This window comes from Cryobacterium breve, from assembly GCF_004402375.1.
Taxonomy (GTDB): domain Bacteria; phylum Actinomycetota; class Actinomycetes; order Actinomycetales; family Microbacteriaceae; genus Cryobacterium; species Cryobacterium breve.
This window is the reverse complement of record NZ_SOGJ01000022.1, coordinates 59,016-81,764: the sequence shown is the minus strand read 5'-3', so window position 1 is coordinate 81,764 and position 22,749 is coordinate 59,016. Positions and strand designations below refer to the sequence as shown.

Here is a 22,749-nt window from a genome sequence, read left to right as displayed (position 1 = left end):
CCCTCACCAGGTGAGCGGCCGCACGGTGACGGATGTCCCGAGCAGCTCCCGCACCTGGCTCGCCACGCTCACAAGCGCGGTGGTGGTGCCGGGCGCGAGTGACTCGAAGCGGATCGGACCCCCGGCCGCGAGCACGCGGTCCGATGGCACGGGGAAGAGCATCGGCAGCCCGGCGAGCAGCATCGCGGCCAGTTGGGCCTCGATCCGCTGACGGCCGAACACGGCCACAGGAACGACGACCGTGCCGAGGCGGGCGCGGCGCGGCAGTCGACCCACGAACTCGTCTGCGAGCCGCAGCCCGTCGGGCGTCGCGGCCGTGACCACGACAAGCAGCACCGGCTCGTCGAGTAGTCCCAGCAGCACGGCCGAGGTGGCGTGGCAGCCGAGGTCCTGGATGATCAGGGCCTCGTCGACGGGGCGGGAACCGAAGTAGGCAGGTATGCGCAGCAGGAGCTCGCCCCCGGTGCGGTCACCGAGGCAGGGGACCGGGCCGGCCGGACCGGCGAGATACGCGAACAGCGCCGCGGCGATCGTGGTGGTTCCCACTCCGCCGCCCGTGCCGGTGACGACCACGCGCAGGGTTCCGGTCACGAGATGTCCTCGAGAACCAGGGTCGCGCCGAGCCGGTCGGCGAGTTCGGCGAGGATGCGGGCGCCCACGTCGCCGTGCGGCCCCCAGGGCACCACCGCCTCGGTCCACCATGTCGGGAGGGGCGTCGGGGCCGCGGTCGGGAGCAGCCGCGCGACCTCGTCACCGTCGGTCACCCGGGTGGAATTCTGGATGCTGAGAATGGCCAGGCCGGCGGGGTCGACCAGTTGCAGCACGGCCCGCCCGAACAGGGTGCGCACAGTCAGCTCGGTGGTGACGCGGGCAGCGGCCTCCAGGACCGGCTCGATCGTCACAGCGACAGCGCTCAGGATCACGGCGTCACGGGGCATGGAGTTCCTCACGGGGGTCGGCCGCCGGAACGGCGCCGGGCACGATGACGGCGGGCGCCGCCAGCACGGGCGGCACGGGCGGCACGGGCGGCACGGGCAGTACCGGCAGGACAGGCGATGACGGCGCCTCGTGCCCGCTGCCGTGCTCCGGATTGCTCTCCGGCGTGAAGTTGGCGATCTGCACCAGGCGGGGCCGTTCGCCGCGGCGCACGAAGCGGCCGCGCCCAGGGGTGAGCTGCTCGGCATAGACCTTGGGCAGCAGCTGGCCTTCCGACCGCTCGCCGCTGAGGATGACCGTGGAGCCGCCGGTGTCCCGGAGCGTCTGCAGCACCACGTCGTACATCGCCCGGGAGGCGCCGGCGACCGGGCGGGTCAGCAGCACGTTCAGCCGCAGGTCGCGGGCCGACGGCAGGTAGGCCAGCAGCGGCCGCAGCGGCTCGGTGCCGCCGGACGCGAGGATGTCGTAGTCGTCGACGATGATCACGATCCGCGGGCCGGTGCTCGTGCCGCCCGGGGCATCCTGACGCTTCTCGAGTTCGTCGGCGATGGCCTGCGCGAGTGTGCGCGCCTCGCGGCTGGACGACGCGTGGCCGCCCAGATAATCGTCGGGCACCTCGTCGGAGAGGGTGCCACGCAGGTCCATCAGCGCGATCACGAGTTCCTCGGTGCCGTAGCGGTCGATCAGCCCGCGGATGAGCCCGCGCATCAGGGTGGTCTTGCCTGAGCGGGCGTCACCGAGCACGAGCAGGTGCTGGTCGGTGCCGGCAGGTTCGAGGAAGGCCGGCTGCATGGTGTCCTGGCGCAACCCGAACGGCACCCGGTCGGGCTCGTCGAGCGCATCGGGCAGTTCGACGGCCGAGAAGTCGTCCGGCAGCAACCGGATGGGCGCCGCGGCCGGGCCCTCCCAGCTCGCGGCGCTGCGGGCGGCGAGCGCTTCGAGGGCGTCGCCGACCCCGTCGTCGTCGGTCTCGTCGAGCACGGGCAGGGTCACCTGGGCGAGCAGGCTCATATCGGTGAGGATGCGGCCCGGCTGGTCGTGCTTCAGGGTGGTCGACAGCTTGCGGCTGATCTGCGAGTCACCAGGGTCGTTGAGCCGGAACTCGAGCCGGGTGCCGATCAGGTTCTGCAGGTTCGAGCGCAGTTCGCCCCAGCGGTTCAGCGTGAGCACCACGTGGATGCCGAAACTGCCGCCGCGCTGCAGCAGGTCGGCGAGCGGGTCCTCGAGCTCCTCGAAGTCGCTGCGCAGCACGCCCAGCCCGTCGACGAGCAGGATGACGTCGGCCGAGATCAGCTCGGGCACGCGCCCCTCGCGGTGCGCCCGCCGCAGTGACTGCAGCGAGTCGATGCCGCGGTCGCGGAAGACGGCCTCGCGCACGGCGAGCATGCCGTGCAGTTCCTCGAGCAGGCGCTGCAGGCGGTCCCGGTCGGCGCGGGTGGCGACGCCACCCACGTGCGGGAACCCCTCGATGCGGTTCAACCCGCCGCCGGTCAGGTCCATGGCGTACATGCTCACCTGGCGCGGCGTGAAGCTGAGGGCGACGGACGCCGCGAGGCTGCGCAGGAACGTCGACCGGCCCGACTGGGGCGCTCCGGTGATCGTGGCGTGGCCTCCTCCGGTGCCGAGGTCGAGCAGCCACGGGTTCTGTCGCTGCCGGGCGGGATCGTCGAGGAGGCCTATCGGGATGCGCAGGTCGTCGGTGTGGGCCCCGGGCACCTCGCCCCGGCCGCCGGGGTCGAGCACGCGGGAGAGCGTGAGCTGGCTGGGCAGCGGCGGCAGCCAGACGGGGGCGGTGGTGCGGCCGCCCAGGCGGATGCGGCCGACGGCTTCGTCGATCAGGGCCCGCCCGACCTGCGGCCGGCTGAGTTCGGCCTCGCCGGTCTCCGTAGCGGAATCGTCCTGGCCGATCCCGTTGTACACGGGCAGCAGCATCGGCTGTGGGACGGCTTCCGGGTCGTCGCCGGTGTCCGCTCCGGGTGCCGTGGCGCCGGGAACCGGGCCTGACACGTAGCCGGCCCGGAAGCGCTTGTAGACGGAGGTGTCGACCTTGAGGAAGCCGTAGCCGGGGATGGCCGGCAGGTGGAAAGCATCCGGGGTGTCGAGCACGACGGCGCTCTCCGACTCGGAGAAGGTGCGCAGACCAAGCCGGTAGGAGAGGTAGGTGTCGAGGCCGCGAAGCTTGCCGGCCTCGATGCGCTGGCTGGAGAGCAGTAGGTGCACGCCGATCGACCGGCCGATCCGGCCGATGGTGAGCAGCAGGTCCACGAAGTCCGGTTCCGCGGTCAGCAGCTCTCCGAACTCGTCGATGACGACGAACAGGTGCGGCAGCGGCGGCAGGTCGGGGCGCTGCTCGCGCAGCTCCCGGTAGTGCGTGATCGACGGCGAGTTGTCGGCGTCGCGCAGCTGCTGCTGGCGGCGCACGACCTCGCCGGCGATGCTCACCCGGGCGCGCTCGGTCAGCTGGGGGTCTTCGGCGAGGTTGTCGATGATGCCGGCCACGTGCGGGAGACCGGCGAACGGGGCGAACGCCGCGCCGCCCTTGTAATCCACGAGCACCATGCTCAGGTCGTCGGGGCTGTGCGAGAGGGCCAGCCCGAGGATCAGGGTGCGCAACATCTCGCTCTTGCCGGAGCCGGTCGCGCCGATGCAGATCCCGTGCGGTCCCATACCCAGCTGTGCGGACTCCTTGAGGTCGAGCAGGAGCGGGGTGCCGTAGTCGTCGAGCCCGATCGGCACCCGCAGGAAGTCCCGCGGGGAGCGCGGAACCCAGGCGGTGGCCGGGTCGAACGTGGTGACGTCGTCGAGACCGAGCAGTTCGGTGATGCTGGTCGACCGGGCTGCCTCGGTTTCGTCCTGGCTGGAGAGCGACAGCCGCAGCGGTGTGAGGCTGCGTGCGACGCCCGCGAACAGCTCGGCGGAGACCCGGTCGAGCATGACCGGGCGGGGCAGGGTGTCGGCCGCGGCGGCACCGGTTCCGGCACCCGGGCCGGTGTCGGTGCGGGCGTCCTCGGTCACGACGAGTCCGTCGGTGAGCGTGACCCGCACGGTCACATTGGACGGCTCGTGCAGCCGGTCGCTGAGCAGGTGCACGGCCGTGATCTGCAGTTCGTCGATGGTCAGGTCGGCGTCGGGGATCGGCAGCCCGGCGGCGACCTGGCCGTAGTCGTCAAGGAACACGATCAGACGGGCGTTGTTCGCTCCTCCGCTGGTGCCGCTGCGCTTGGCGGTGGCCGCATACTGGGCGCGGTCGCCGAGTTCTCCGCCGAGCACCCTGGCGAGCGCGTCGGCGGATGCCGCGACACGGCGGGCGGGCATCGGCCCGTCCCACAGTCCGGTCATCATCGTGTGCGGCAGCAGGTCCACGCCGGCCCAGTCCGCGGCGGCGTGCGCGGGGAACGCCGCCGCCAGGTGCAGGTCGTCGGGGGAGTGCAGGCTGGCCAGCTGGAGCAGCAGGGCGCGGGCCGCGGACAGGACGTCGGCCCGGTCGCCGATCAGGGCGACGTGCCCGGCCCGGTCGAGGTCGACCGTCACGGGCATGCCCGGCACGATCGAGTAGTGCGCGGCGACGGTGCCTGCCTCCGCGAGCATGATCGGGTCGAAGGGCGCGATCGGGTTTTGCTCCTCGGGAACCTGGAGTTTGAACCAGGGCACGTCGCCGGCGCCGACCCGCACCCGCAGGAAGTCGGAGTCGCCCCGGCGTCGCTCCCAGAGCCGGGCCGGGTCGCGGATCAGTTCGATCAGCGCCGCCGGTTCCGGATCGACCAGCACGGCACGCTCGAGCGTGCCGCGCGCCTTGCGGCGCATCGAGACGCGGGTCTGTTCGAGGAAGTCGAGGTAGCGTTCCCGCTGGTTGCGGCGGGTGCGGGTGGCGTTGCCGCGCGAGCTGACCGCGGCGCCGACGCCGCCGACGAGGGCCACGATGAGCACCATCGCCCCGACGACGACCATGATCGGGTTGCTGCGCAGGGCGAGCATCATCGTGATCGAGGAGAGCGAGCCCAGCACCGGCAGCAGCGTCTGGATCGGGAGGCCGCCGACCTGGCCCTCCGCCATCGGGGGCGGCGGGGCGATCGTCACAGGCTGCTCGGCGTCGAGCGGTCGGGTGATGCGGGTGGGCCGGTGCACGACCCGCAGCGTCACGAGTCGCTCCGGCCGGCGCGCATGGACTGTTTCACGGAAACGGCCGGCTGCATCAGCTCGGCCGCGAGCCGGGTGTACGCGAGCCGGGTGCGGGTGGCCAGTGGCGCACCCGTGGCATGGCCGCGGTCGAACGGGATGGTGCTGACGCACACCGCGGCGGTGCGGGTGACCGTGGCCGGGGCGAGGCCGGCGGTGTCGCCCACGTCGACGAGAGCCAGCACGACCCGAGGGTGGTCCGCGCTGTCCTCGATTGCCTGGGAGAGGGCCAGCGCCTCCTCCGCGAACCGGCGGTCGGCGCGGGCGACGAGGCAGACCGTGTCGCTGAGCGCGGTGACGTCGGCCAGGTCGAGCTTCCAGCCGCGCACACCCCAGTCGGTGCAGACGGCGTCGAAGAAGCGCACGATCGGCGCCGCGTCCAGCAGCCATTGATTCGCGCCGGGCACAGCGCCCGGTTCGGCGGCCGCGAGGCCGAGCACGCCCAGACCCGAGCCGGGGCGGAACAGGCCGTCGACGGCGTCCGCTGTGCTGCGCGCGGTGCGGCGGCGGTCGCTGGCCGGTGTGACGATGGCGTCGGCGGGCGCGCCGGAGCGCTGGGCCAGACCCCGGTTTCCGCCGGACGCGTCGACGCCGAGCACCCGCCCCCGGCGCCGGGAGGCGAGGGTCGCTGCCACCTGGGTGGCGGCGGTCGAGGCGCCGGACCCGCCGCGCAGCTGCACGAAGGAGACGCGCCGGCTGGTGGCAACCGGGCCGCGGATGGCGCGGTCCCAATCGCCGAGGTCGCGCACCCGGGCGGTGGTGCCGCCGAACAGGGCAAGCGGCAGGGCGCCGAGCAGAGCGGATGTCCCGGCCATCGTCAGAACGTCCCGAGCAGTTGCGCGTAGACCGCGAAAACCCCGAGCAGCAGCGGCAGCAGGGCCACAACCGCCAGACCCTCCACGAAGTTGCCGAAGCGCCGGAGTGAGGCCCGCGAATGCGCCGACGGGTCGACGCCTACGGCGAGGGCGCCGACCAGCGCGAGGACGGCCAGCACGGCGGCGGGCAGCCAAGACCGGTCGGACAGCTGGGCGAGTGTGCCGACGAGCACGATGCTGCCGGCCGCGAGCCAGAGCAGCAGAGCCAGCACGGCGAGCGGGAAGGCGCGGGTGCGCAGCGCGGTCACGACGGCGATGGCAGCGCCGAGCGCGACCGCCCAGTCGTTGTCCGGGCGGAGCGCCAGGAACAACCCGGTCGGGGCGAGGGTGAGGGCCACGGCGGCGGTCGACCAGGTCAGGCCGCGGTAGGCCTCGGTCACGGTCAGGAGCACGGCGTCCCGGGGTTTGGGCCGGCCGCCGGAGACCTGGTCGTCGAGGCCGGTCAGGCCCGCGGCCGACATGGCGTACCACGGCAGCATTCCGCATGCCACGGCGGCCACCACGCCGGTGACGCCGACGGCGCCGTCGACGGTGACCCCGGCTGCAATCAATACGAGGGGGAGCGCAGCCAGCGGGGCGCCGAGGCTCGCACCCCAGAGCGCGGAACGGACGCCGAGGCCGGCCCCGGCACCGAGGCCGAGCACGACCCAGCCGAGCAGCGCCGTGTAGCCGACGATTCCGAGCAGCAGCGGGGCACCGGGAACAGGCAGGGCGACGCTGAGGGCGAGGCCGAGCGGCAGGGTGAGGCCGAGGGCCGCCGCGGTGCACCCGGTGGCGATCCAGCGTGCGGCGAGCCGGCCGGAGATGACGGCGGCGAGCAGCAGCACCCCGATCGTTCCGGCGAGCACCGCGATTGCCCCGGTCTCGGCGGCGCCGGTCACGCTCAGGCCCGCGAGCAGGGCGGCGGCGGCGATGCCCGCGGCACCGATCGCCCGGCGGTGCCCGGCCGACCAGAGGTCGTTCCGATCGGTCAGAGACTCGGCGACGACATCCGTCACATCGGCGACCGACGGCGACGGCGGCGCCGCGTCGAGGCGGAGCAGGCGCAGGCATTCCCCGTCTTCTACCAGCTGCTGGCCGGCCGTGAGCGAGAGATCCAACTGTTCGCCGGTCGACCGGGACAGCGTGAGCGGCCGTGCGATCGGGCCGCCCGGTTCCTCGAGCAGGTCGAGCAGGCGAGGCAGCAGCGCACCGATCGCCTCATCGCTGGGCACGACGAGTTCCGCCTTGCGGGTGGTGCCGATCACGGTGAGGCGGGTGAAGTCGTTCATCGGTTCTCCGATTGGGTCGACGCCGGCTGGGGCGTGCGGGCAACGGCCTGATCGGACATGGTTTTGGTGACGAAGGAGACCCCGACGCAGGCCGCGCAGATGACCGCGCCGAGCACGACGCTGCCGATGGCCCGCTTGAGGTTGTCGCTCGCGGTGCGCCGCTCGTCGAGCTCGCCGAAGAGGAAGGCCGCGCGAAGCCGGGAACGGTGGGTCTTCACCGACTCGAGCAGGATCAGGTCGCGATTATTGGCCACGGTCGCCTCCTCGGGTGCCTGGTCTGGTGTCGAGCCCGCGCAGCGCGTCCCGGTTGGAGCCGAGGGCCGTTTTCAGCCGGCCCTGGTTGAAGGAGCCGAGTAGGCGGTCGAGTTGGTTCCAGCCGCTGTCGTCGAGGGTGCCGAGCGGGAACAGCAGTGCGGGAATGCGCGGCCGCCCAACGATGACGGCGCCGAACTCTCCGGCGAGCCGGGCCGGGTTGAGCTGGAGGGCCTTGACCCCGGGCGGGCCGATCAGCATCGCGAGCGGGGTGGGCGGCAGTTGCAGGAGCGGCGGGCGCAACTGGCTGACCTGGCCCGGGCGGGCCAGCGCTACGGCGATCAACGGCATCCCGGTCTCGGCCAGGGCCGAGAAGGCCGCGGTGACGGTCTCCACGGCGGTGCGGGCCCGGTCGGCGCCCGGCAGGCCCATCCCGATGAAGGCGCGGGTGGTTTCTTCGAGGCCCTGGCCGGTGCGGCAGACCGCAATGGTGGCGAGCATCGGGCTGTCCCGGCGGCCGGTGGCGATGAACCGGGAGTCGTCGGGCATCCGTGATCGGGCGAACGCGGTCAGCTGGTCGCGGTCCCAGGCGGTCCCGGCCGGTTCGTGCACCCCCCAGGAGGATGGCTGTTCGCCGCGCAGCCGCTGCGAGAGCAGCTCGAGCGGGCCGCCGAGCCGGGTCGTGGCCAGGGCCTTGTGCCGCATTGAGACGCTGATCACCAGTTCCAGATGTTCGGCGGGTTTCGGGCGCAGGAATGCGTCGGCGATGTCGGTGGTGGCGCTCACGGCGGTGCGGCCCACCGCGTCGGAGATCTGCTCGAGCCGGGCGCCGGAGAGTCCGTCCCGCAATGTGCCGTCGGCTGCGCGCACGACCCAGGCGCCGCCGCTGTCGCTCATGGCCTGGCAATACGGTTCGGACAGGCTCGAGAGTGCGTCGGTGACGAGCACGACCGCGAGGTTCTGGGTGGCGGCCTGCACGAATAGGTCGGCGCGTCCCTCGCTGAGGTAGATCACCGGGGCGCGGCTTTCCGAGCGCACCCAGCCGGTGTGCACGCTGTCGACCAGCGGATGCCGCATGCCGGTGAATTCCCGCGCGCTCACGAGCGCACCTGCCCGGCGGTGACGAAGCCGAAGCTGCGGTCGCCGGGGGACACCCGCCAGCCGGGCGGCACCGTGGTGCGCTCGCCAGGGCTGACCGGGCGCTCGCCACCGTTCGGGTCCACCAGGGTTGTGCCGTTGGTGGAGCCGAGGTCGGTCACCCACAGGTTCTGGCCGTCCCAGTCGAGCAGAGCGTGGGTCTTCGACAGGGTGCGCGAGAGATCGGGCCAGGCGAAGACGGACTGCCGCGGGGCCGTGGGGTCGGCGTCGGGGTTGCGCCCGATCAGCACCGCTCCGTCGACGGGCACGTGCTGGCCGGTGTCCAAGACCAGGGCAGCCGTGAGCACCGCAGCGGCGAAACCGGGGCCGGGCGGCAGCTGGTCCCGCAGAACGGTGTGCTCAAGGTCCGCGGCGCTCACCGGGGTTCCGGCGGAACGGATGCCGCGGCGCGAGGTGGGCGCGGCCGGCGGAGCGGCACCCGACGGCTGCGGCAATGTGAGCGGGGACGCCTGCGCGAAGGCCGGGGCCTGGTGCCCGAGCCCGGCGCCGGGCTCCTGGGTCGCGGCGGACCGGAGCCGGTCGGCGGTGAGCGGCCGGTAGGCCGGGGTGAGCGGGTCGCGGCCGCGGCGCAGATCGAGCGTCACGGTGCCGTGCAGCCACCGTCCTGTCGTGGTGCGGCCGAGCAATCCACGGGTCGACAGCGCCGTGGCCGTCAACTCGTCGACGGTGCGCAGCCGGGTGAGCGCACGGCCGAGGCTGCTGCCCCGGCTGCCGAGCAGCCAGAGGTGGATGCTGCCGTAGCCGAGCACGAGGACCGTGGCCAGGGCGGTCGCGGCGAGGCCGGCGGTGAGGTCGGGTGCCCCGAGCAGGAAGGACACGACGACGACCAGGCCCAGCGCGCCGAGGGGCGCCAGGTCGATCAGGTCGGCGGTGAGCTTCTGCCGAGAGCCGGCGGCGAGCGTGTTCTGCAGCAGGCTTCCCGCCAGGGCGGCCCTGGCATCCGCTGCCGGTTCGACTGTGGCGGCGCACCGGGTGCAGAAAGGGTCGAAGGCGCCGAGGTCGGACCCGCAGCGGCCACAACTCAGCGCGCTGATCAAGATCCCCGTCATATCTCCCCGAACACGCCGTACTGCCAGATTCCGGGTCTGAGCCGGCCGACCATCGCCCCGTGAAGAACAGTCGTCTGTGTAGACTACCCCCGAAGTAGATTGGCTGGATAACGAGATAAATGGGGTGGGTTTTTTCGTGAAATTCGCAATGGGATCTGACACGCTGACCGCGTTGACCAAGAACACCTCCGCGTCCAGCGACGATCTGTCGTCGCTGGTGAAGCAGCTGGGCATCGCCGCCGAACCGTTGGAGGGCAAGTTCCAGGGTGCCGGCCGGGCCGCGTTCGACAATTTCAAGTCGCGCACCGATGAGATCGCTGCCGAGCTGAAGGGTTCGCTCGACGCCGTGCTGACCGGTGTCAGCGGCATGAACAAGTCGTTCGCCGAGGGCGACGAGACGATGTCGGACCAGATGAAGTCTGCCCAATCAGGATCGGCGTTCGATGCCGCCCGATTCGGCGGGGCCAAGGGTTAAGGGGAATCTGATGGGCCAGGGAAACCAGATGGACCGCCGCGACTATGACGTCGGCGCTTCACAGAACGCACAGGACAATTTCAACCGGGTTGCCTCGCAGCTCGAGTCGCTGCTCGATCAGCGCGACCGGGACGTGAACGCGGCGATGTCCGACTACCAGGCCGACGGCGTCTCGGACGAGTATCGCGCGAAGGAAGACCGCTGGAAGCGCGCCGGCGCCGAGGTTCGCACCATCATCTCGACCCTGCGCAAATCGCTGGAACAGAACGACGAGACCGCCCAGTCCACGCTGCAGAAGGCTAAGACCGCGGTCGACGGCATCGGCTGATCGCGGCGGTGCGGTGATGGCGGGGTGGAGCATCCAGCCGCAGGGGGTTCTCGACGTTCTGACGAGGGTCAACGGCGAAGCTGAGGAATTGGGCACGGCATTGGGGTCGTTGAGCACGAACCTTGGGGCTGCCGTGACGGCGACGAACAGTGCGGCGATCAGCGAGGCCGTGCAGGGCTATTTCGAGACGGTCGAGGGTCCGCGGCTGACCGGCATCAGCACCCGAATCACGGCGTCGGTCACGGGGGCGTCCAGCGCAACCGAGGCATATGTGCAGGGCGACTACGAGATGGCCGCGACCTCCCAGCGTGAACAGGTCGACCTGGTGAACCTGCCGCGCGGCGACCGCCACGGGCTGCCGCAATGACGGCCGCGATCGACCCGACCCAGATTCCCGGCACGGACATCCACCCGGACACGATCGTGACCCAGGCCGACCTGGTGACCCGCACGGCCACGACGGTGCGGGACTCCGGCGCTCAGGTCGTCACGGCCTGGCAGGGTCTGTCGGGCGTGTACACGGCGCCCGAGTCGGAAAAGCTGTTCGCCGTGATGACGCCGGTGGGCTCCTCGACGACCGAGGTCGGCGACAACCTGGATGTGGTTGCCGGGGCCCTGAAGCGGTTCGCGGAGGAGGTTCGGCCGATCGTGGCCAAGCTGGCCGCCCTCAAGCTGCAGGCCGAAACGTTCGTGGGCAGCACGGTGGCGCACGGCGTCACCGTTCGGGTCGCGGTGCCGCAGCCCGGCCTGACGACGTATGGGGCGACGGCCACCTCCCAGACCGGCGGGTACGGCACCTACGGTTCCACCGCCGTGGCGGCTCCCAACGCGCCGAAGTTTCGGTCGGAGCACCGCGACTGGGACGAAGACCAGACGGCGATCGACCGCAATAATTCTCTGATCAGCCAGGTCAATGCGCAGCAGGTTCTGTTGTGGGAGGCGGAGCGAACCTGCGCCAACACGATCCGCGCGCTCTCCGGCGCTGCTCCGCTGCACGCGGCCACGGGCGAGAACGACAAGAACGGCTACGGTCTGGCCGAGATCCCCGTGGGCACGGAGATGCCGTGGGGCGCATCCGTCAAACGCACCGAAGGGTGCGGCGAGGCCACCGTCGGTTTCGTGTTCCGTGATGTGTTGTGGGAGGGCATCGTCGTCGGTGGCATCTGGGGCACGGTGACCGGCCTCGGCTCGATGATTCTCGGATTCAACCCGGCCACCGGCGGGTTCTTCGACGGCAACACGTACGGAGCTGTGTGGAGCAACGTCGGGATGCTCACGGTCGGCTTGGTCGTTCCGGCTCCGCTGGCGCTCCTGCCGGGCCCGGTCGGCGACTTCGCCCGGGGCGGCCAGGAAACCGTGGTGAACACGCTCAAGGGCGTCGTCTCGTGGGACACCTGGGCGGAGAACCCCGGCAAGGCACTGGGCGAGTCGATCTTCAACGTGGGCACCATCTTCATTCCGGCCGGTGCCGCGGTGACGGGCGCGAAGGCGGGCACCCTGCTGGGGAGGGCCGCCAAGGTCGCCGAATTCGTCGATGCCTCGTCGTGGGTGGCCAAGGGTGGTATGGCCGCGATCAAGTTCACCGGCATCCCCCTGATGGATGCGTTGAAGGGGCTCAAGGGCCTCGATGCGGTCGATCTCGACGGGCTGTCGAAGGTACTGCCGGAGAATTTCGCGGTGCCGGATGGCGGGGCCGCCGGGGTCGACTGGGGCACATTCGACGGTGACGCCTCCCGGCTGGCCCCGGAACTGCGCGACGTGGACTCGTGGACACCTGAGGTGCGCGAGATGGCGGATTCCGTGCCGGCGGTGCGCGATGTGGAACTGTCGATGCAGGCGGATCAGCTGGCTGACCCGTCGCTCGCGGTGCCCGTGCGGGAGCCGGCCCTGGTCGGTGCCGGCAGCCTCGGTGCCGGCAGCACCGACCTGACGTTCACCCGGCCGGATGCCGGGGACTCATCGGTGACTCATGCGGATGCCACTGCGCAGGGTGCGGGAGATGCCGCTGATTCCGGGTCTGGTCACTCGGGCAGCGACGATGGGCTGAGCAATGATCCGGTTCGTTCCACTACCCAAAACGGGGTTGGCTGGGAGCGCGAGAGTGACGTCGGCCCGATCGATCCGGAATATGGGCAGCCGAAAACAGCCCACGGCCATCTGGCCGATGAGTTCAGTGCACCGGACGAACTGAGCCTCGAGATGGGGGATTTGATGGCACGACCAGAGGCGCCGTACGGTGTCGGCGATGATGGGTTGCCCTACACCAGAGAGCAGTACGAGGAGCGGTATGTCACTGCAGACGGTGGAACCGACTGGCCTGGGAATGCGGGCGCTGCTCCCGGTTCAATCGTGCGTTACTCATCCGTGGAGGCCCTGGTCCGGGACTACCCTGGCACCACCCAGCTGGATCGCATCGGAAAACCTGGGGGCGACTACCTCACTGTCCGCGGAACTCCGTTTGAAGAACGCAGTCTGACCCCCGGACACCTTCGTTCTGAGATTCATCAATACGATGTCGTTGGTGAGATCGGTAGTGGAATACGCATTGAAATTTCCGAGATTGCACCGGCTTTCGGCCGACCCGGTGGAGGACTCCAGCTTCGTTTCTTTGAGGTTGGCGAACTGAAGGCGATGAGCGTGACCGACGCGATGAGATTGGGAATCCTGAAATGAAGACCATTCCATTGGAATTCGCCACATGGTCGGGTTTTTCCTTCTCGCCCGTGCGGGAGGGCGAACTGACGGCCCTTGTCGACCTGGAAATGCGTTACGCGATCAAGCAGACAGAGGGGTTCTTTCACGTTCTGAATTGGGAGCGCGGTGCGGGGCCGTTCGAAGTTGCGGCTTTCACGCATGAGATTGACGCGGTTCGGGAACTGCTGATCATTTTGGGAGAATCCGGGAGAAGCAGCAACTCCCGTGAACGACTTGACGTGCCCGCGGGAATCCCCACAACCGAGGCGAGCATGGTCCTTGAAAAGACCGAGGATGGTTGGGCCGAATTGAGCTGGGAGGAGGATCGCGAGCGTCATAGTCGCCTGTTTCGAAACTCACTGGTGGGCCACTTGCACATGCGCCTCTTTGCCCAGAGTGTTGGATTCTCGATCTCGGTGCTGGTGGATTCACTGAGATCAGTCAACGGTGAGCCTGTGTTTCGCACGGTGGCGTCCGCATAGCGGGCATCCGCTCAGACGACACTGACGCCAAACAGTGCCTTTGATGCGCTGTGCGGGGAAGTGCTGGCCTAATTCGGTCAGCACTTGGCGACACCGACGTTCAGCCCGGGGCTGCGCGAGATCACCGGCGTTCTGTGCGGGGCCGTGCAGATCCCGTGCCGCCTGGGCCCCGTAACGGATGGCTTCAGTGCCGCCATTGCGATCGGTTCTGAGCGAGGGGTCACACCGGGGCCGCGGGGCCGTTCGACTCCGCTGGCGACCGCGAGTCCGTTTCGACCGTCCTTGCGGCACTGGATGAGGATTGCCGGTCGCGTCTGCCCGACGACTGCCTGACGGTGTTCGACACTCCCGTTCGCTCGTTCACCGGCACCGGAACGGGCATTTCGGCGTCACGCAGGTGCTGCGCCGTTGCGCGCGTGGCGTGCCATCTGCGAAAGGGCGCACCACCCGCGCACCGCCCGGGCCATCCGCGCCACGCGCGCCATCCGCGCCGCACGCGGGACCGGACCGGGCCACTAGCCTGATCGCGGGGGTTTTTGGCCTCTGTCGGCCTGCGCCGGCTCTGTTCTGCCGATGAAAGAGGCTCCACCATGACACCCGTCGCCGCACTCTCCACCTACTTTCGCAAGTATGCGGACTTCACCGGGCGCGCAACCCGCAGCGAGTACTGGTGGGTGGCCCTCTGGATGGCCGTGTTCTACCTGCCGATGCTGCTGGTGCTGGCCTTCAACATGCCGCCCACCGACTATGACGCCGCCGGGCCGCTCCTCGTGCCGGTCGGGTTCCTCATCATGCTCGTGTACCTGGCCACCATCGTTCCGAACATCGCGCTGCTCGTGCGGCGCCTGCACGACGTGAACTTCGCCGGCTGGTTCGCGTTCCTCGGTCTGATTCCGTCCGTGGGCGGCATCGCCATCCTCGTGTTTGCCGTGCTGCCGAGCAACCCGCTCGGTGCCCGGTTCGACAGGGGCGCCTCGTCGCTGACCGCCGAGCCGACCTGGTCGAACGCTCAGCGCCTGGGCTAGCCGGCCGCGAGAGTGCCCGTTCCGGTCGAGAGCGACCGGCGCAGCGGGCACTCTCGACCGGAACGGGCCCCTCGGAGCGACGCGGGCTGGACGCCGCTGCGCGGTACCCGCCCGACCCGAGCCGGATGCGAGATGATGCAGGGACTGAACGCGAAACATCCGTCGGAATGAAAGCGGTGCGGGAATGATCAATGGTGATGTCTCCTTCTGGTGGAACCAGATCGGCCGGCCGGCCAGCCGCGACCCGCTGCCCGGGCCGACGACGGCCGATGTGTGCATCGTGGGTGCTGGTTACACCGGGCTGTGGACGGCCTATTACCTGAAGAAGGCGGCCCCGGCGCTGCGCATCGTGATCCTGGAACAGCGCTTCGCCGGCTACGGCGCATCGGGCCGGAACGGCGGCTGGCTGACCAACTCGGTCACCGGCGGGCGCGAGCAGTACGTGGCCTCACACGGCCGGGATGCGGCGGCCCGGTTCCAGACCGGCATGAACGAGACCGTCGACGAGGTGATCCGGGTGGCCGCGGCCGAGGGCATCGACGCCGACATCGTCAAGGGCGGTGAGTTCACGGTGGCCTACGACCGGCCGCAGCAGCAGCGCCTCGAGGCATCCGCCCGGTCGGAACAGGGCTGGGCGATGACGGATGTCGAACTCCTCTCCCCGGCGGCGGCGCGCGCCCGCATCGACGTGGCCGGCGCCACCGGGGCGATGTGGCACCCGCACTGCGCGCGCATCAACCCCGCGAAACTCGCGGCCGGGCTCGCCCGGGTGGTGGAGGGCCTGGGGGTGGAGATCTTCGAGGACACCCAGGTCAGCGAGATCGCGCCGCACCGGGCGATCACCGCCCGGGGTGTTGTGGAGGCGGAGTTCGTGGTGCGCGCCACGGAGGGGTTCACGGCGGGATTGAAGGGCCTGCACCGGGCCTGGCTGCCGATGAACTCGACACTGATCGCGACCGCACCGCTCGGCTCGGACGTCTGGGCGAGCATCGGCTGGGAGGGGCGGGAGACACTCGGCGACATGGCGCACGCGTATATGTACGCGCAGCGCACGGCCGACGACCGCATCGCGATCGGCGGCCGGGGCGTGCCGTACCGGTTCGGGTCGCAGACGGATTCTGACGGGCAGACCCCGGCTGGCACGGTGGCGGCGCTGCGGGGCATCCTGACCCGGTTCTTCCCGGCGACGGCGGGCGTGGCGATCGATCACGCCTGGTCCGGGGTGCTGGGCGTGCCGCGGGACTGGGCGGCGACCGTGGGCCTCGACCCGGCGACCGGGCTCGCGTGGGCCGGCGGCTATGTGGGCACCGGGGTGGCCACGACGAACCTGGCCGGGCGCACGCTGACCGACCTGATCCTGGACAGGGAGACCGGGCTCACCCGGCTGCCGTGGGTGAACCACCGGGTGCGCAACTGGGAGCCAGAACCGCTGCGCTGGCTCGCGGTGCACGCGCTCTACCGCGCCTATTCGCTGGCCGACCGCGCCGAACTCTCGCGGCGGCAGACGACGCCGCCGCTGGCGTCCGTCGCCGACGCGGTTTCGGGCCGCGGCCACTAGCCGACGCGAGTCGAGGGTCGTGCCGATGGCTGCTGCGCGGCGGCCGGGACTAGTATTCCTGCCATGACAACGAGCAACCAGCCCCCGGCCGGCAACCTCCCGCTCACCCCGGACCGGGTCGAGGCCATCCGTGCCGGCTACGCCTTCGACGCACCCGCGCTCGAGCTGGGTGCCCTCGTCAACGGCGAGGCCCGACCGGACGTGCCCATTCGGATACCGCTGGCGATGACCAACCGCCACGGTCTGATTGCCGGGGCAACCGGCACGGGCAAGACCAGAACCCTGCAGTTGCTCGCCGAACAGTTCTCCGCGCACGGCGTGCCGGTGTTCGCCGCCGACATCAAGGGTGATCTGTCGGGCATTGCCGGCGTGGGCATCCCGAACGACAAACTTCTGGCGCGAACGCTGGCAATCGGGCAGGACTGGGTGCCCACGGCATCGCCGACCGAATTCTTCTCCCTCGGCGGTGTCGGTCGGGGCATCCCCCTGCGCGCCACCGTAGCCGGATTCGGTCCGTTGTTGCTGAGCAAGGTTCTCGGCCTCAACGACACGCAGGAGTCCAGCCTCGGCCTCGTCTTCCACTACGCCGACCAGGCCGGACTTCCACTGCTCGACCTGACCGACCTGCGCGCCGTGCTCACTTTTCTGGTCAGCGACGCGGCTGCGGGTGAACTCACCGAACTCGGCGGGCTCTCGAAGGCGACCGTCGGGGTGATCCTGCGCGAACTCACCGTTTTCGCCAACCAGGGTGCTGACGTGTTCTTCGGCGAGCCGGAGATTGACACCCTCGAGTTCCTGCGCACCACCACCGACGGTCGCGGTGTGGTCAGCCTGCTCGAGGTGCCCGGTGTGGCCGACAAACCGGCCGTGTTCTCCACGTTCCTGATGTGGTTGTTGGCGGATCTGTTCAACGACCTGCCTGAGGTCGGCGACCAGGACAAGCCAAAACTGGTCTTCTTCTTCGACGAAGCCCACCTCCTGTTCAAAGATGCGTCCCGGGACTTCCTCGACTCGATCACCCAGACGGTGCGCCTGATCCGGTCGAAGGGGGTCGGCATCTTCTTCATCACCCAGACGCCGAAAGACGTGCCCGGGGACGTGTTGGCGCAACTGGGATCGCGGGTGCAGCACCAGTTGCGGGCGTTCACGCCGGACGACGCCAAAGCCCTGCGAGCAACCGTCTCGACTTTCCCGCACTCCGGCTATGACTTGGAAGAGGTGCTCACCACGCTGGGCACCGGCGAGGCGATCGTCACCGTGATGAACGAGAAGGGGGCACCCAGCCCGGTCGCCTGGACCCGATTGCGGGCCCCGCAGGGAACGATGTCGCCGACGCCGCCGGAACAGATCGACACCATGGTGGCAGCCTCGCCGCTGCTCATCCGCTATGGCGCCGCAATCGATCGGGACTCCGCGCGCGAGATTCTGGCGACCCGGCTGGAAGAGGCGAACCGGGCTGCGCAGGCCGCGCAAGACGCTCTGGACCAAGCCGAGGCGGCCGCTGTGGCAGAGAAGGAGCAAGACGCGCGCACGGTTCGCGAGGCGAAAGCCGAGAACAAGGCTCAGGCCGAGTACGACCGGCTGATGCGGCAGACGCAGCCCGGAACGCGCCGCCGAACACCGTCGCGCCCACAGAAGAGTGTGCTCGAGCAGGTGCTCGGGTCATCCGTCACAAAATCGATCCTGACCGGCGTGGTGGGCGGCATCTTCGGCACCCGCCGCCGCCGCTGACGGCAGGCGAAACGGATGTCACGGGCTAGCCCGTTCGCCCGGTGAGGCGTCGCTCGAACCAGTAGAGCAGCTCGGGGCGTGCCCGGTTGAGGTCCTGCAGGGTCATCGGCTCGGGCACCCGCACCACGGGAACGGCGAGCTGATCGATCACGGTGTCCATGGCCCCGCGCGAATAGTACTGGCCGCGCATGCGCACCAGCAGCCGTCCGTCGGTGCCGGTCACGAACAGCTGCGGCTGGGTGTCGAGCGCCCCGCTCTGGTAGAGATCGAGCAGCACCACGCTGCCGACCTCGGCGGTGGAGAAGCTCGCGACGCGGCCCAGGAAGCCACGCTCCGAGATGCCGTCGGCGTCGACCCGGATGATCGTGCGCGTGAAGGCGAGGTAGGCGAGTGCGCAGATGGCCACCAGCACGCCCTGGGCGATGGCGACGGGCTGCCAGGTTCCGGTGGGGATGGTCAGCCAGAACAGAACGGCGGAGATGGGCGCGACGAGGGCCAGGACGGACAACCCCGACTGAAGGAGCAATCGACCCTGGGGTCGCAAAGCGTGCGCATGCATGCGCACACCCCCGTTGAATCTCACCCTTGGTTTCCCCCTCGCCGGTGTACACAGATTATCGCGGTTTCGGCCCGTGCGCGGCAGCCACCGGTAGGGGGGTATTCCGTGTCGGTCGGGGCCCACGACGGATGGAGGACGGCTTCCGGGGAAGCCGTCCTCCATCCGATGGTGCGAGGTGGTTAGCGGCCCAGAACGGCGCCGAGGTTGAGCCCATCGAGAGCACCGTCGACCGTGTCGGTCACGCTGGTGTCGATGTCGCTGATGCCGTCGAGTGCCGCGTCGTTCCCGGATCCGACGGGAGCGTCAACGGGAGCGTCGATGGGCGCGTCGACGGGAACGTCGATGGGTGCTGTGACCGGCGCGGTCACGTCGGTGTCGTTGCCCGAGACGACGGGCACGTCGTTGCCGCTGCCGATTGCGGCGCCGTTCCCGATTTCGGTACCGTTACCGACGTCGTTGCCCGACACCTCGTTGCCCGAGGCGACGTCGCCGAGGTCACCGGTCAGGGAACGGTCCACGAGCGGGCCGTTCACGGTGGGGCTGACCAGGAGGTTGCCGCCGGTGTTGCCGGTCAGGGCGTCGAACAGCACTCCGCCGCGGGCGAGAGAGCCGAGAGCGTCGAGGTCGGCGGTGTCGAGGGCCTCGACGGAGGAGCTCGTGTCGGTGGAACGGTCAGGCTCTGATGCCTGGGCGGGGGCGGCCAGGCCGCCGATGAGGAGTGCGGTCGCTGCGACGCCGGTGACGCCGAATGCACTGAGACGCTTCGTGATGGTGTTCATGTTGAGTTCCTATCCACTAGTTATGTTCCGGCCTCGGATTTACCCGGGCCGCACTTGTGGTCCGGTGCCGTGCCGGAACCGGATTGGTCGGGACCGAAATTGGCAGGCCGAATACCCGCACACCCGGGACCGTCGGCATCCGTGAACCGTATAGTGATCGGGTGCCATCCCTGAGTCTCCGAAGAAGCGGTCCGCGAGTACCGCGCAGTCGGCCGCACCCTGCGCAGGTCGTTGTCGCCGGATTCGCGGGTGCCGTACTGGTCGGCACGGTGTTGCTGATGATCCCGATTGCCACGCCCGGGCCCGGTGGCACCCCGTTCCTGATCGCGGCCTTCACCGCCACCTCGGCCGTCTGCGTGACCGGGCTGACCCTCGTCGACACGGCGACGTACTGGACGCCGTTCGGCCAGGTCATCATCCTGTTGCTGATCCAGATCGGCGGTTTCGGGATCATGACCTTCGCGTCGGTCGTCGGGCTCGCCGTGATCCGCAAGATGTCCCTCCGCTCCCGCATGACGGCCGCAGCCGAGGTGAAGAGCTTCGGGCTCGAGGATGTCCGTGGCCTGGTTCTCGGCGTCGTGCGCATCTCCCTGATCGTGGAGCTCATCGTGGCGGTGCTGCTGACACTGCGGTTCTGGGTTGGTTACGGCGAACCGCTCGGCCGGGCCGTCTGGCTGGGCGTGTTCCACTCCGTGTCCTCGTTCAACAACGCCGGTTTCGCCCTGTTCAGCGACAACCTCATCTCGTACGCCACGGACCCGTTCATCTGCCTGCCCATCGCCGCCGCCGTGATTCTCGGCGGGCTGGGCTTCCCCGTCATCATGCAGCTGCGCAAGCACCTGCGGAGCCCGCTGAAGTGGTCGATGAACACCCGCATCGTGCTGGTCGGCACCGTCACCCTCCTGGTCGCGGGCACCGTGTACATCACCGGTGTGGAGTGGAACAATCCGGGCACGCTCGGCCCGCTCGACTGGCCGAGCAAACTGCTGGTTGGCTTCTTCCAGTCGGTGCAGACCCGCACGGCCGGGTTCAACAGCGTCGACATCGGCGCCATGGATTCCGCGAGCCTGCTCGGCATGGACGTGCTCATGCTGATCGGCGGAGGCCCGGCCGGCACCGCCGGCGGCATCAAGATCACCACCTTCGCGGTGCTCTTCTTCATCCTGCTCACCGAGATTCGCGGTGAGACGGCCGTGAACGTCTTCGGCAAGCGCCTGTCCCGGGCCGTGCACCGCCAGGCGATCACGATCGTGCTGCTTGCCGTCGCCGTGATCACGATCTCCACGGTTGCCCTGATGCTGATCACCGATCTCGGCCTCGACGAACTGCTCTTCGAGGTGATCTCCGCCTTCGGCACCGTGGGGCTGTCGACCGGGATCACCGCCGGTCTGCCACCGGCGGGCCAGGTCATCCTGATGCTGCTCATGTTCATTGGCCGTCTGGGCCCGATGGGTTTCGCCTCGGCGATCGCCCTGCGGGAACGCCCCATCGCGTACGAATTCCCGAAAGAGAGGCCCATCATTGGCTAAGTTTTCCCTGTTCGGGCACCAGCAGCCCGCGCGCATGGCCGAAGAGGATGCAATCGTCGTGATCGGCCTGGGCCGGTTCGGCAGTGCCCTCGCACTGGAGCTCATGGCCAGCGGGAGCGAGGTTCTCGGAATCGACGGCAACGAGGAGATCGTGCAGGCGCACAACGGCCTGCTCACGCACGTGGTGCGCGCCGACTCCACCAAGGAGGACACCCTCCGCCAGCTCTCGGTGCCGGACTTCAGCAGCGCTGTCGTCGCAATCGGCGGCGATATCCAAGCGAACATCCTCACCGCGAGCCTGCTGCTCAAGCTGGGCATCCCGAATATCTGGGCCAAAGCGGTCAGCGACCCGCACGGTGAGATTCTGCGCCAGATCGGGGTCAGGCATGTCATCTATCCCGAAAAGGACATGGGCAAGCGCGTGGCTCACCTCGTGCGCGGAGTCATGCAGGACTACATCGAGATCGACGAGAACTTCGCCCTGGTGAAGACCAACCCGCCGAAGGAGATCATCGGTGTGCCGCTCGGCAAATCGAGCGTGCGCACCATCCACGGGATCACGGTCACCGCGTACAACCGGCCCGGCCAGGGCTGGAGCTACACGACCCTCGACACGCAACTCGAGGCCGACGACGTCATCCTGATCGCCGGTGACGTGCGCAAGGTGGAATCCTTCAGCCGCCTCCGGTGAGTCGCGGCTAGGCTCAGCCGGATGAGCCTAGCCGCCGCCCACTTCGTCTCCAGCACCGCCCTCGGAACCAGAATCGTGGTGCGAACCCGCATCGAGGGCGGGGTGACGGATGCCGTGGGCTACCTGCGTTCCATCACCGACACTGGGTGCACGGTCGAGACCAAGCGCGGTCTGGTCACCCTCGCGCTCGCCGATGTCGTTGCCGCGAAGCAGGTGCCGCCGCCCCCCGCGCCGCGGGCGCCACGCCGCCCGCCCGCCGACTAGATCTGTGCTACGCAGTCCGGCAGCCCCCTCACTCCCGTGGCTAACTCAGGAGATCCGGTTCCGCCGGCTCCGGCTCGTCACTGGTGCGCGGCCTCGGCGGATCGGTCTGCCTGATTCTCCTGAGTTAGCCACATCCGGGCGGGGTCGGAGCCCGGCCTCAGGCGCCGAACCTTCCCCTTCGTGCTGGAAGGCTGTTCCGGGGCTGAATCGGGCACGTTCGGCAGGAATCGCAGGAATCGCAGGAGTCATGCACGGGGGTTGGGGCTAACTCAGGAAATCCGTGCCCGGCTGCGGCTGCGGTTCCGGCATCCGCCCCGGAATCAGGCGACGGATGTCTACGCGCGGCGCGGATCTCCTGAGTTGGCCTCACGACGGGTGGCCTCACGACGGGTGGCCTCACGACGGGTGGGTGCACGACGGGTGGCGGCACGACGGGTGGCCTCACGACGGCCGGCCTCACGACGCGCGGCCACCGGCGAGCGCCGCAGCAAGGGCAGGACTGCCGGCGGAGTCGGAGGCGTCACATCGGGCTCGTGCGAACGACCGCGTGAACGGGCTCATGCCAAATCTGGCGGAGAATGGGGGATTCGAACCCCCGAGGGCTCTCACCCAACACGCTTTCCAAGCGTGCGCCATAGGCCACTAGGCGAATTCTCCTGGCCGAACGTTCCCCTAAGGGAACGACCTAGAGAATCTTACCTGTTTCCGGAGGCCTCCGCGCACACCTGTTCCGGATGCTTCGAAACGCCAGTTTTCGCCCTCGCCGACTTTGCGTCTAAACTCAAAGTCGGCTCCTCGTGTGGCGCCATCTCGGCCAACTCCCCCAGGACGGAAACGTAGCAAGGGTAACCGGGCTCTGGTGGGTGCGCGAGGAGTCTTTTTCGTGCCCGACAGCCGCAATGCCTCGCCGCGGGCGA

Annotated in this window: 21 protein-coding genes, 1 tRNA gene and 1 other RNA gene; 12 read left to right on the top strand and 11 right to left on the bottom strand. The window is 69.5% G+C overall.

Annotation, left to right across the window (positions count from 1 at the left end; genetic code table 11):
- Positions 1–3: 3 nt before the first annotated feature.
- Genes E3O65_RS09310 through E3O65_RS09275 form a run of 8 tightly spaced genes read right to left on the bottom strand, consistent with a single transcriptional unit; the run spans position 4 to position 9,717 of the window.
- Positions 4–591 carry a hypothetical protein gene (locus E3O65_RS09310; protein WP_134363457.1) on the bottom strand — a complete coding sequence of 196 codons (588 nt, stop codon included), beginning with the start codon at positions 589–591 and terminating at the stop codon, positions 4–6.
- Positions 588–938 (bottom strand): hypothetical protein, encoded by a 351-nt coding sequence (locus tag E3O65_RS09305; protein ID WP_134363456.1) that lies wholly within the window; start codon positions 936–938, stop codon positions 588–590. The genes E3O65_RS09310 and E3O65_RS09305 overlap by 4 nt, the downstream gene beginning before the upstream one ends.
- Positions 928–5,076, bottom strand: a complete 4,149-nt coding sequence (gene eccCa, locus E3O65_RS09300; RefSeq protein WP_134363455.1) for a type VII secretion protein EccCa — start codon at positions 5,074–5,076, stop codon at positions 928–930. Before eccCa ends, E3O65_RS09305 begins: the two co-directional genes overlap by 11 nt.
- Positions 5,073–5,927, bottom strand: coding sequence for a CpaE/TadZ family protein (locus tag E3O65_RS09295; protein ID WP_134363454.1), 855 nt, complete (start codon positions 5,925–5,927; stop codon positions 5,073–5,075). Before E3O65_RS09295 ends, eccCa begins: the two co-directional genes overlap by 4 nt.
- 2 nt (positions 5,928–5,929) lie before the next feature.
- Positions 5,930–7,258, bottom strand: a complete 1,329-nt coding sequence (locus E3O65_RS09290; RefSeq protein ID WP_134363453.1) for an EsaB/YukD family protein — start codon at positions 7,256–7,258, stop codon at positions 5,930–5,932.
- Positions 7,255–7,512 (bottom strand): hypothetical protein, encoded by a 258-nt coding sequence (locus tag E3O65_RS09285; protein WP_134363452.1) that lies wholly within the window; start codon positions 7,510–7,512, stop codon positions 7,255–7,257. Before E3O65_RS09285 ends, E3O65_RS09290 begins: the two co-directional genes overlap by 4 nt.
- Positions 7,502–8,611 (bottom strand): DUF6177 family protein, encoded by a 1,110-nt coding sequence (locus E3O65_RS09280; protein WP_134363451.1) that lies wholly within the window; start codon positions 8,609–8,611, stop codon positions 7,502–7,504. Before E3O65_RS09280 ends, E3O65_RS09285 begins: the two co-directional genes overlap by 11 nt.
- The gene (locus E3O65_RS09275) at positions 8,608–9,717 is read right to left on the bottom strand and encodes an FHA domain-containing protein (RefSeq protein ID WP_166785712.1); all 1,110 of its coding nucleotides are present in this window, start codon (positions 9,715–9,717) and stop codon (positions 8,608–8,610) included. Before E3O65_RS09275 ends, E3O65_RS09280 begins: the two co-directional genes overlap by 4 nt.
- Positions 9,718–9,865: 148 nt before the next feature.
- Between E3O65_RS09275 and E3O65_RS09270 the strand changes: the two genes are divergently transcribed.
- From E3O65_RS09270 to E3O65_RS09235, 8 genes are all read left to right on the top strand, one after another.
- Positions 9,866–10,192, top strand: coding sequence for a hypothetical protein (locus tag E3O65_RS09270; protein WP_241985628.1), 327 nt, complete (start codon positions 9,866–9,868; stop codon positions 10,190–10,192).
- Between the two features lie 10 nt (positions 10,193–10,202).
- Positions 10,203–10,520: a pore-forming ESAT-6 family protein gene (locus E3O65_RS09265; RefSeq protein ID WP_174722284.1), complete on the top strand. Its 318-nt coding sequence runs from the start codon at positions 10,203–10,205 to the stop codon at positions 10,518–10,520.
- Positions 10,521–10,536: 16 nt separating this feature from the next.
- Positions 10,537–10,887, top strand: coding sequence for a DUF6507 family protein (locus E3O65_RS09260; protein WP_134363448.1), 351 nt, complete (start codon positions 10,537–10,539; stop codon positions 10,885–10,887).
- Positions 10,884–13,193, top strand: a complete 2,310-nt coding sequence (locus E3O65_RS09255) for a TNT domain-containing protein (RefSeq protein WP_134363447.1) — start codon at positions 10,884–10,886, stop codon at positions 13,191–13,193. The genes E3O65_RS09260 and E3O65_RS09255 overlap by 4 nt, the downstream gene beginning before the upstream one ends.
- Complete coding sequence (locus tag E3O65_RS09250) at positions 13,190–13,696, top strand: hypothetical protein (protein ID WP_134363446.1); 507 nt, start codon at positions 13,190–13,192, stop codon at positions 13,694–13,696. Before E3O65_RS09255 ends, E3O65_RS09250 begins: the two co-directional genes overlap by 4 nt.
- A gap of 590 nt (positions 13,697–14,286) precedes the next feature.
- Positions 14,287–14,721 carry a DUF805 domain-containing protein gene (locus tag E3O65_RS09245; protein WP_134363445.1) on the top strand — a complete coding sequence of 145 codons (435 nt, stop codon included), beginning with the start codon at positions 14,287–14,289 and terminating at the stop codon, positions 14,719–14,721.
- Positions 14,722–14,905: 184 nt separating this feature from the next.
- Complete coding sequence (locus E3O65_RS09240) at positions 14,906–16,279, top strand: NAD(P)/FAD-dependent oxidoreductase (protein WP_134363444.1); 1,374 nt, start codon at positions 14,906–14,908, stop codon at positions 16,277–16,279.
- A 63-nt stretch (positions 16,280–16,342) separates the two neighbouring features.
- A complete protein-coding gene (locus tag E3O65_RS09235; protein ID WP_134363443.1) occupies positions 16,343–18,010 on the top strand; it encodes a helicase HerA-like domain-containing protein in 1,668 nt (555 codons plus the stop codon).
- Between the two features lie 25 nt (positions 18,011–18,035).
- Here E3O65_RS09235 and E3O65_RS09230 read toward each other — a convergent pair whose 3' ends face one another.
- Both E3O65_RS09230 and E3O65_RS09225 read right to left on the bottom strand, forming a co-directional pair.
- The gene (locus E3O65_RS09230; RefSeq protein WP_134363442.1) at positions 18,036–18,536 is read right to left on the bottom strand and encodes a hypothetical protein; all 501 of its coding nucleotides are present in this window, start codon (positions 18,534–18,536) and stop codon (positions 18,036–18,038) included.
- Positions 18,537–18,748: 212 nt separating this feature from the next.
- Positions 18,749–19,348, bottom strand: a complete 600-nt coding sequence (locus E3O65_RS09225; RefSeq protein WP_134363441.1) for a hypothetical protein — start codon at positions 19,346–19,348, stop codon at positions 18,749–18,751.
- Positions 19,349–19,509: 161 nt separating this feature from the next.
- On the opposite strand from E3O65_RS09225, the gene E3O65_RS09220 reads away from it, so the two are divergent.
- From E3O65_RS09220 to E3O65_RS09210, 3 genes are read left to right on the top strand one after another with little or no spacing between them, the layout of a single operon-like run.
- The gene (locus E3O65_RS09220) at positions 19,510–20,877 is read left to right on the top strand and encodes a TrkH family potassium uptake protein (RefSeq protein ID WP_241985627.1); all 1,368 of its coding nucleotides are present in this window, start codon (positions 19,510–19,512) and stop codon (positions 20,875–20,877) included.
- Positions 20,870–21,568: a potassium channel family protein gene (locus tag E3O65_RS09215; protein ID WP_241985626.1), complete on the top strand. Its 699-nt coding sequence runs from the start codon at positions 20,870–20,872 to the stop codon at positions 21,566–21,568. Before E3O65_RS09220 ends, E3O65_RS09215 begins: the two co-directional genes overlap by 8 nt.
- A gap of 21 nt (positions 21,569–21,589) precedes the next feature.
- Positions 21,590–21,832 (top strand): putative acetyltransferase, encoded by a 243-nt coding sequence (locus tag E3O65_RS09210; protein WP_134363440.1) that lies wholly within the window; start codon positions 21,590–21,592, stop codon positions 21,830–21,832.
- Between the two features lie 569 nt (positions 21,833–22,401).
- On the opposite strand, the gene E3O65_RS09205 is transcribed toward E3O65_RS09210, so the two are convergent.
- Positions 22,402–22,489 (bottom strand) — tRNA-Ser (locus E3O65_RS09205).
- A gap of 129 nt (positions 22,490–22,618) precedes the next feature.
- Between E3O65_RS09205 and ffs the strand changes: the two genes are divergently transcribed.
- Positions 22,619–22,715, top strand: an RNA gene (gene ffs / locus E3O65_RS09200) — signal recognition particle sRNA small type.
- Positions 22,716–22,749 lie beyond the last annotated feature (34 nt).

Excerpts from the sequence above, each read along its gene's own strand:
- E3O65_RS09295 (WP_134363454.1), bottom strand. The coding sequence starts at position 5,927 with ATGGCCGGGACATCCGCTCTGCTCGGCGCCCTGCCGCTTGCCCTGTTC.
- E3O65_RS09250 (WP_134363446.1), top strand. The coding sequence starts at position 13,190 with ATGAAGACCATTCCATTGGAATTCGCCACATGGTCGGGTTTTTCCTTC.
- E3O65_RS09270 (WP_241985628.1), top strand. The coding sequence starts at position 9,866 with ATGGGATCTGACACGCTGACCGCGTTGACCAAGAACACCTCCGCGTCC.
- E3O65_RS09305 (WP_134363456.1), bottom strand. The coding sequence starts at position 938 with ATGCCCCGTGACGCCGTGATCCTGAGCGCTGTCGCTGTGACGATCGAG.
- E3O65_RS09225 (WP_134363441.1), bottom strand. The coding sequence starts at position 19,348 with ATGAACACCATCACGAAGCGTCTCAGTGCATTCGGCGTCACCGGCGTC.
- E3O65_RS09210 (WP_134363440.1), top strand. The coding sequence starts at position 21,590 with ATGAGCCTAGCCGCCGCCCACTTCGTCTCCAGCACCGCCCTCGGAACC.
- E3O65_RS09290 (WP_134363453.1), bottom strand. The coding sequence starts at position 7,258 with ATGAACGACTTCACCCGCCTCACCGTGATCGGCACCACCCGCAAGGCG.
- E3O65_RS09255 (WP_134363447.1), top strand. The coding sequence starts at position 10,884 with ATGACGGCCGCGATCGACCCGACCCAGATTCCCGGCACGGACATCCAC.
- E3O65_RS09265 (WP_174722284.1), top strand. The coding sequence starts at position 10,203 with ATGGGCCAGGGAAACCAGATGGACCGCCGCGACTATGACGTCGGCGCT.
- E3O65_RS09260 (WP_134363448.1), top strand. The coding sequence starts at position 10,537 with ATGGCGGGGTGGAGCATCCAGCCGCAGGGGGTTCTCGACGTTCTGACG.
- E3O65_RS09275 (WP_166785712.1), bottom strand. The coding sequence starts at position 9,717 with ATGACGGGGATCTTGATCAGCGCGCTGAGTTGTGGCCGCTGCGGGTCC.
- E3O65_RS09245 (WP_134363445.1), top strand. The coding sequence starts at position 14,287 with ATGACACCCGTCGCCGCACTCTCCACCTACTTTCGCAAGTATGCGGAC.
- E3O65_RS09240 (WP_134363444.1), top strand. The coding sequence starts at position 14,906 with ATGATCAATGGTGATGTCTCCTTCTGGTGGAACCAGATCGGCCGGCCG.
- E3O65_RS09235 (WP_134363443.1), top strand. The coding sequence starts at position 16,343 with ATGACAACGAGCAACCAGCCCCCGGCCGGCAACCTCCCGCTCACCCCG.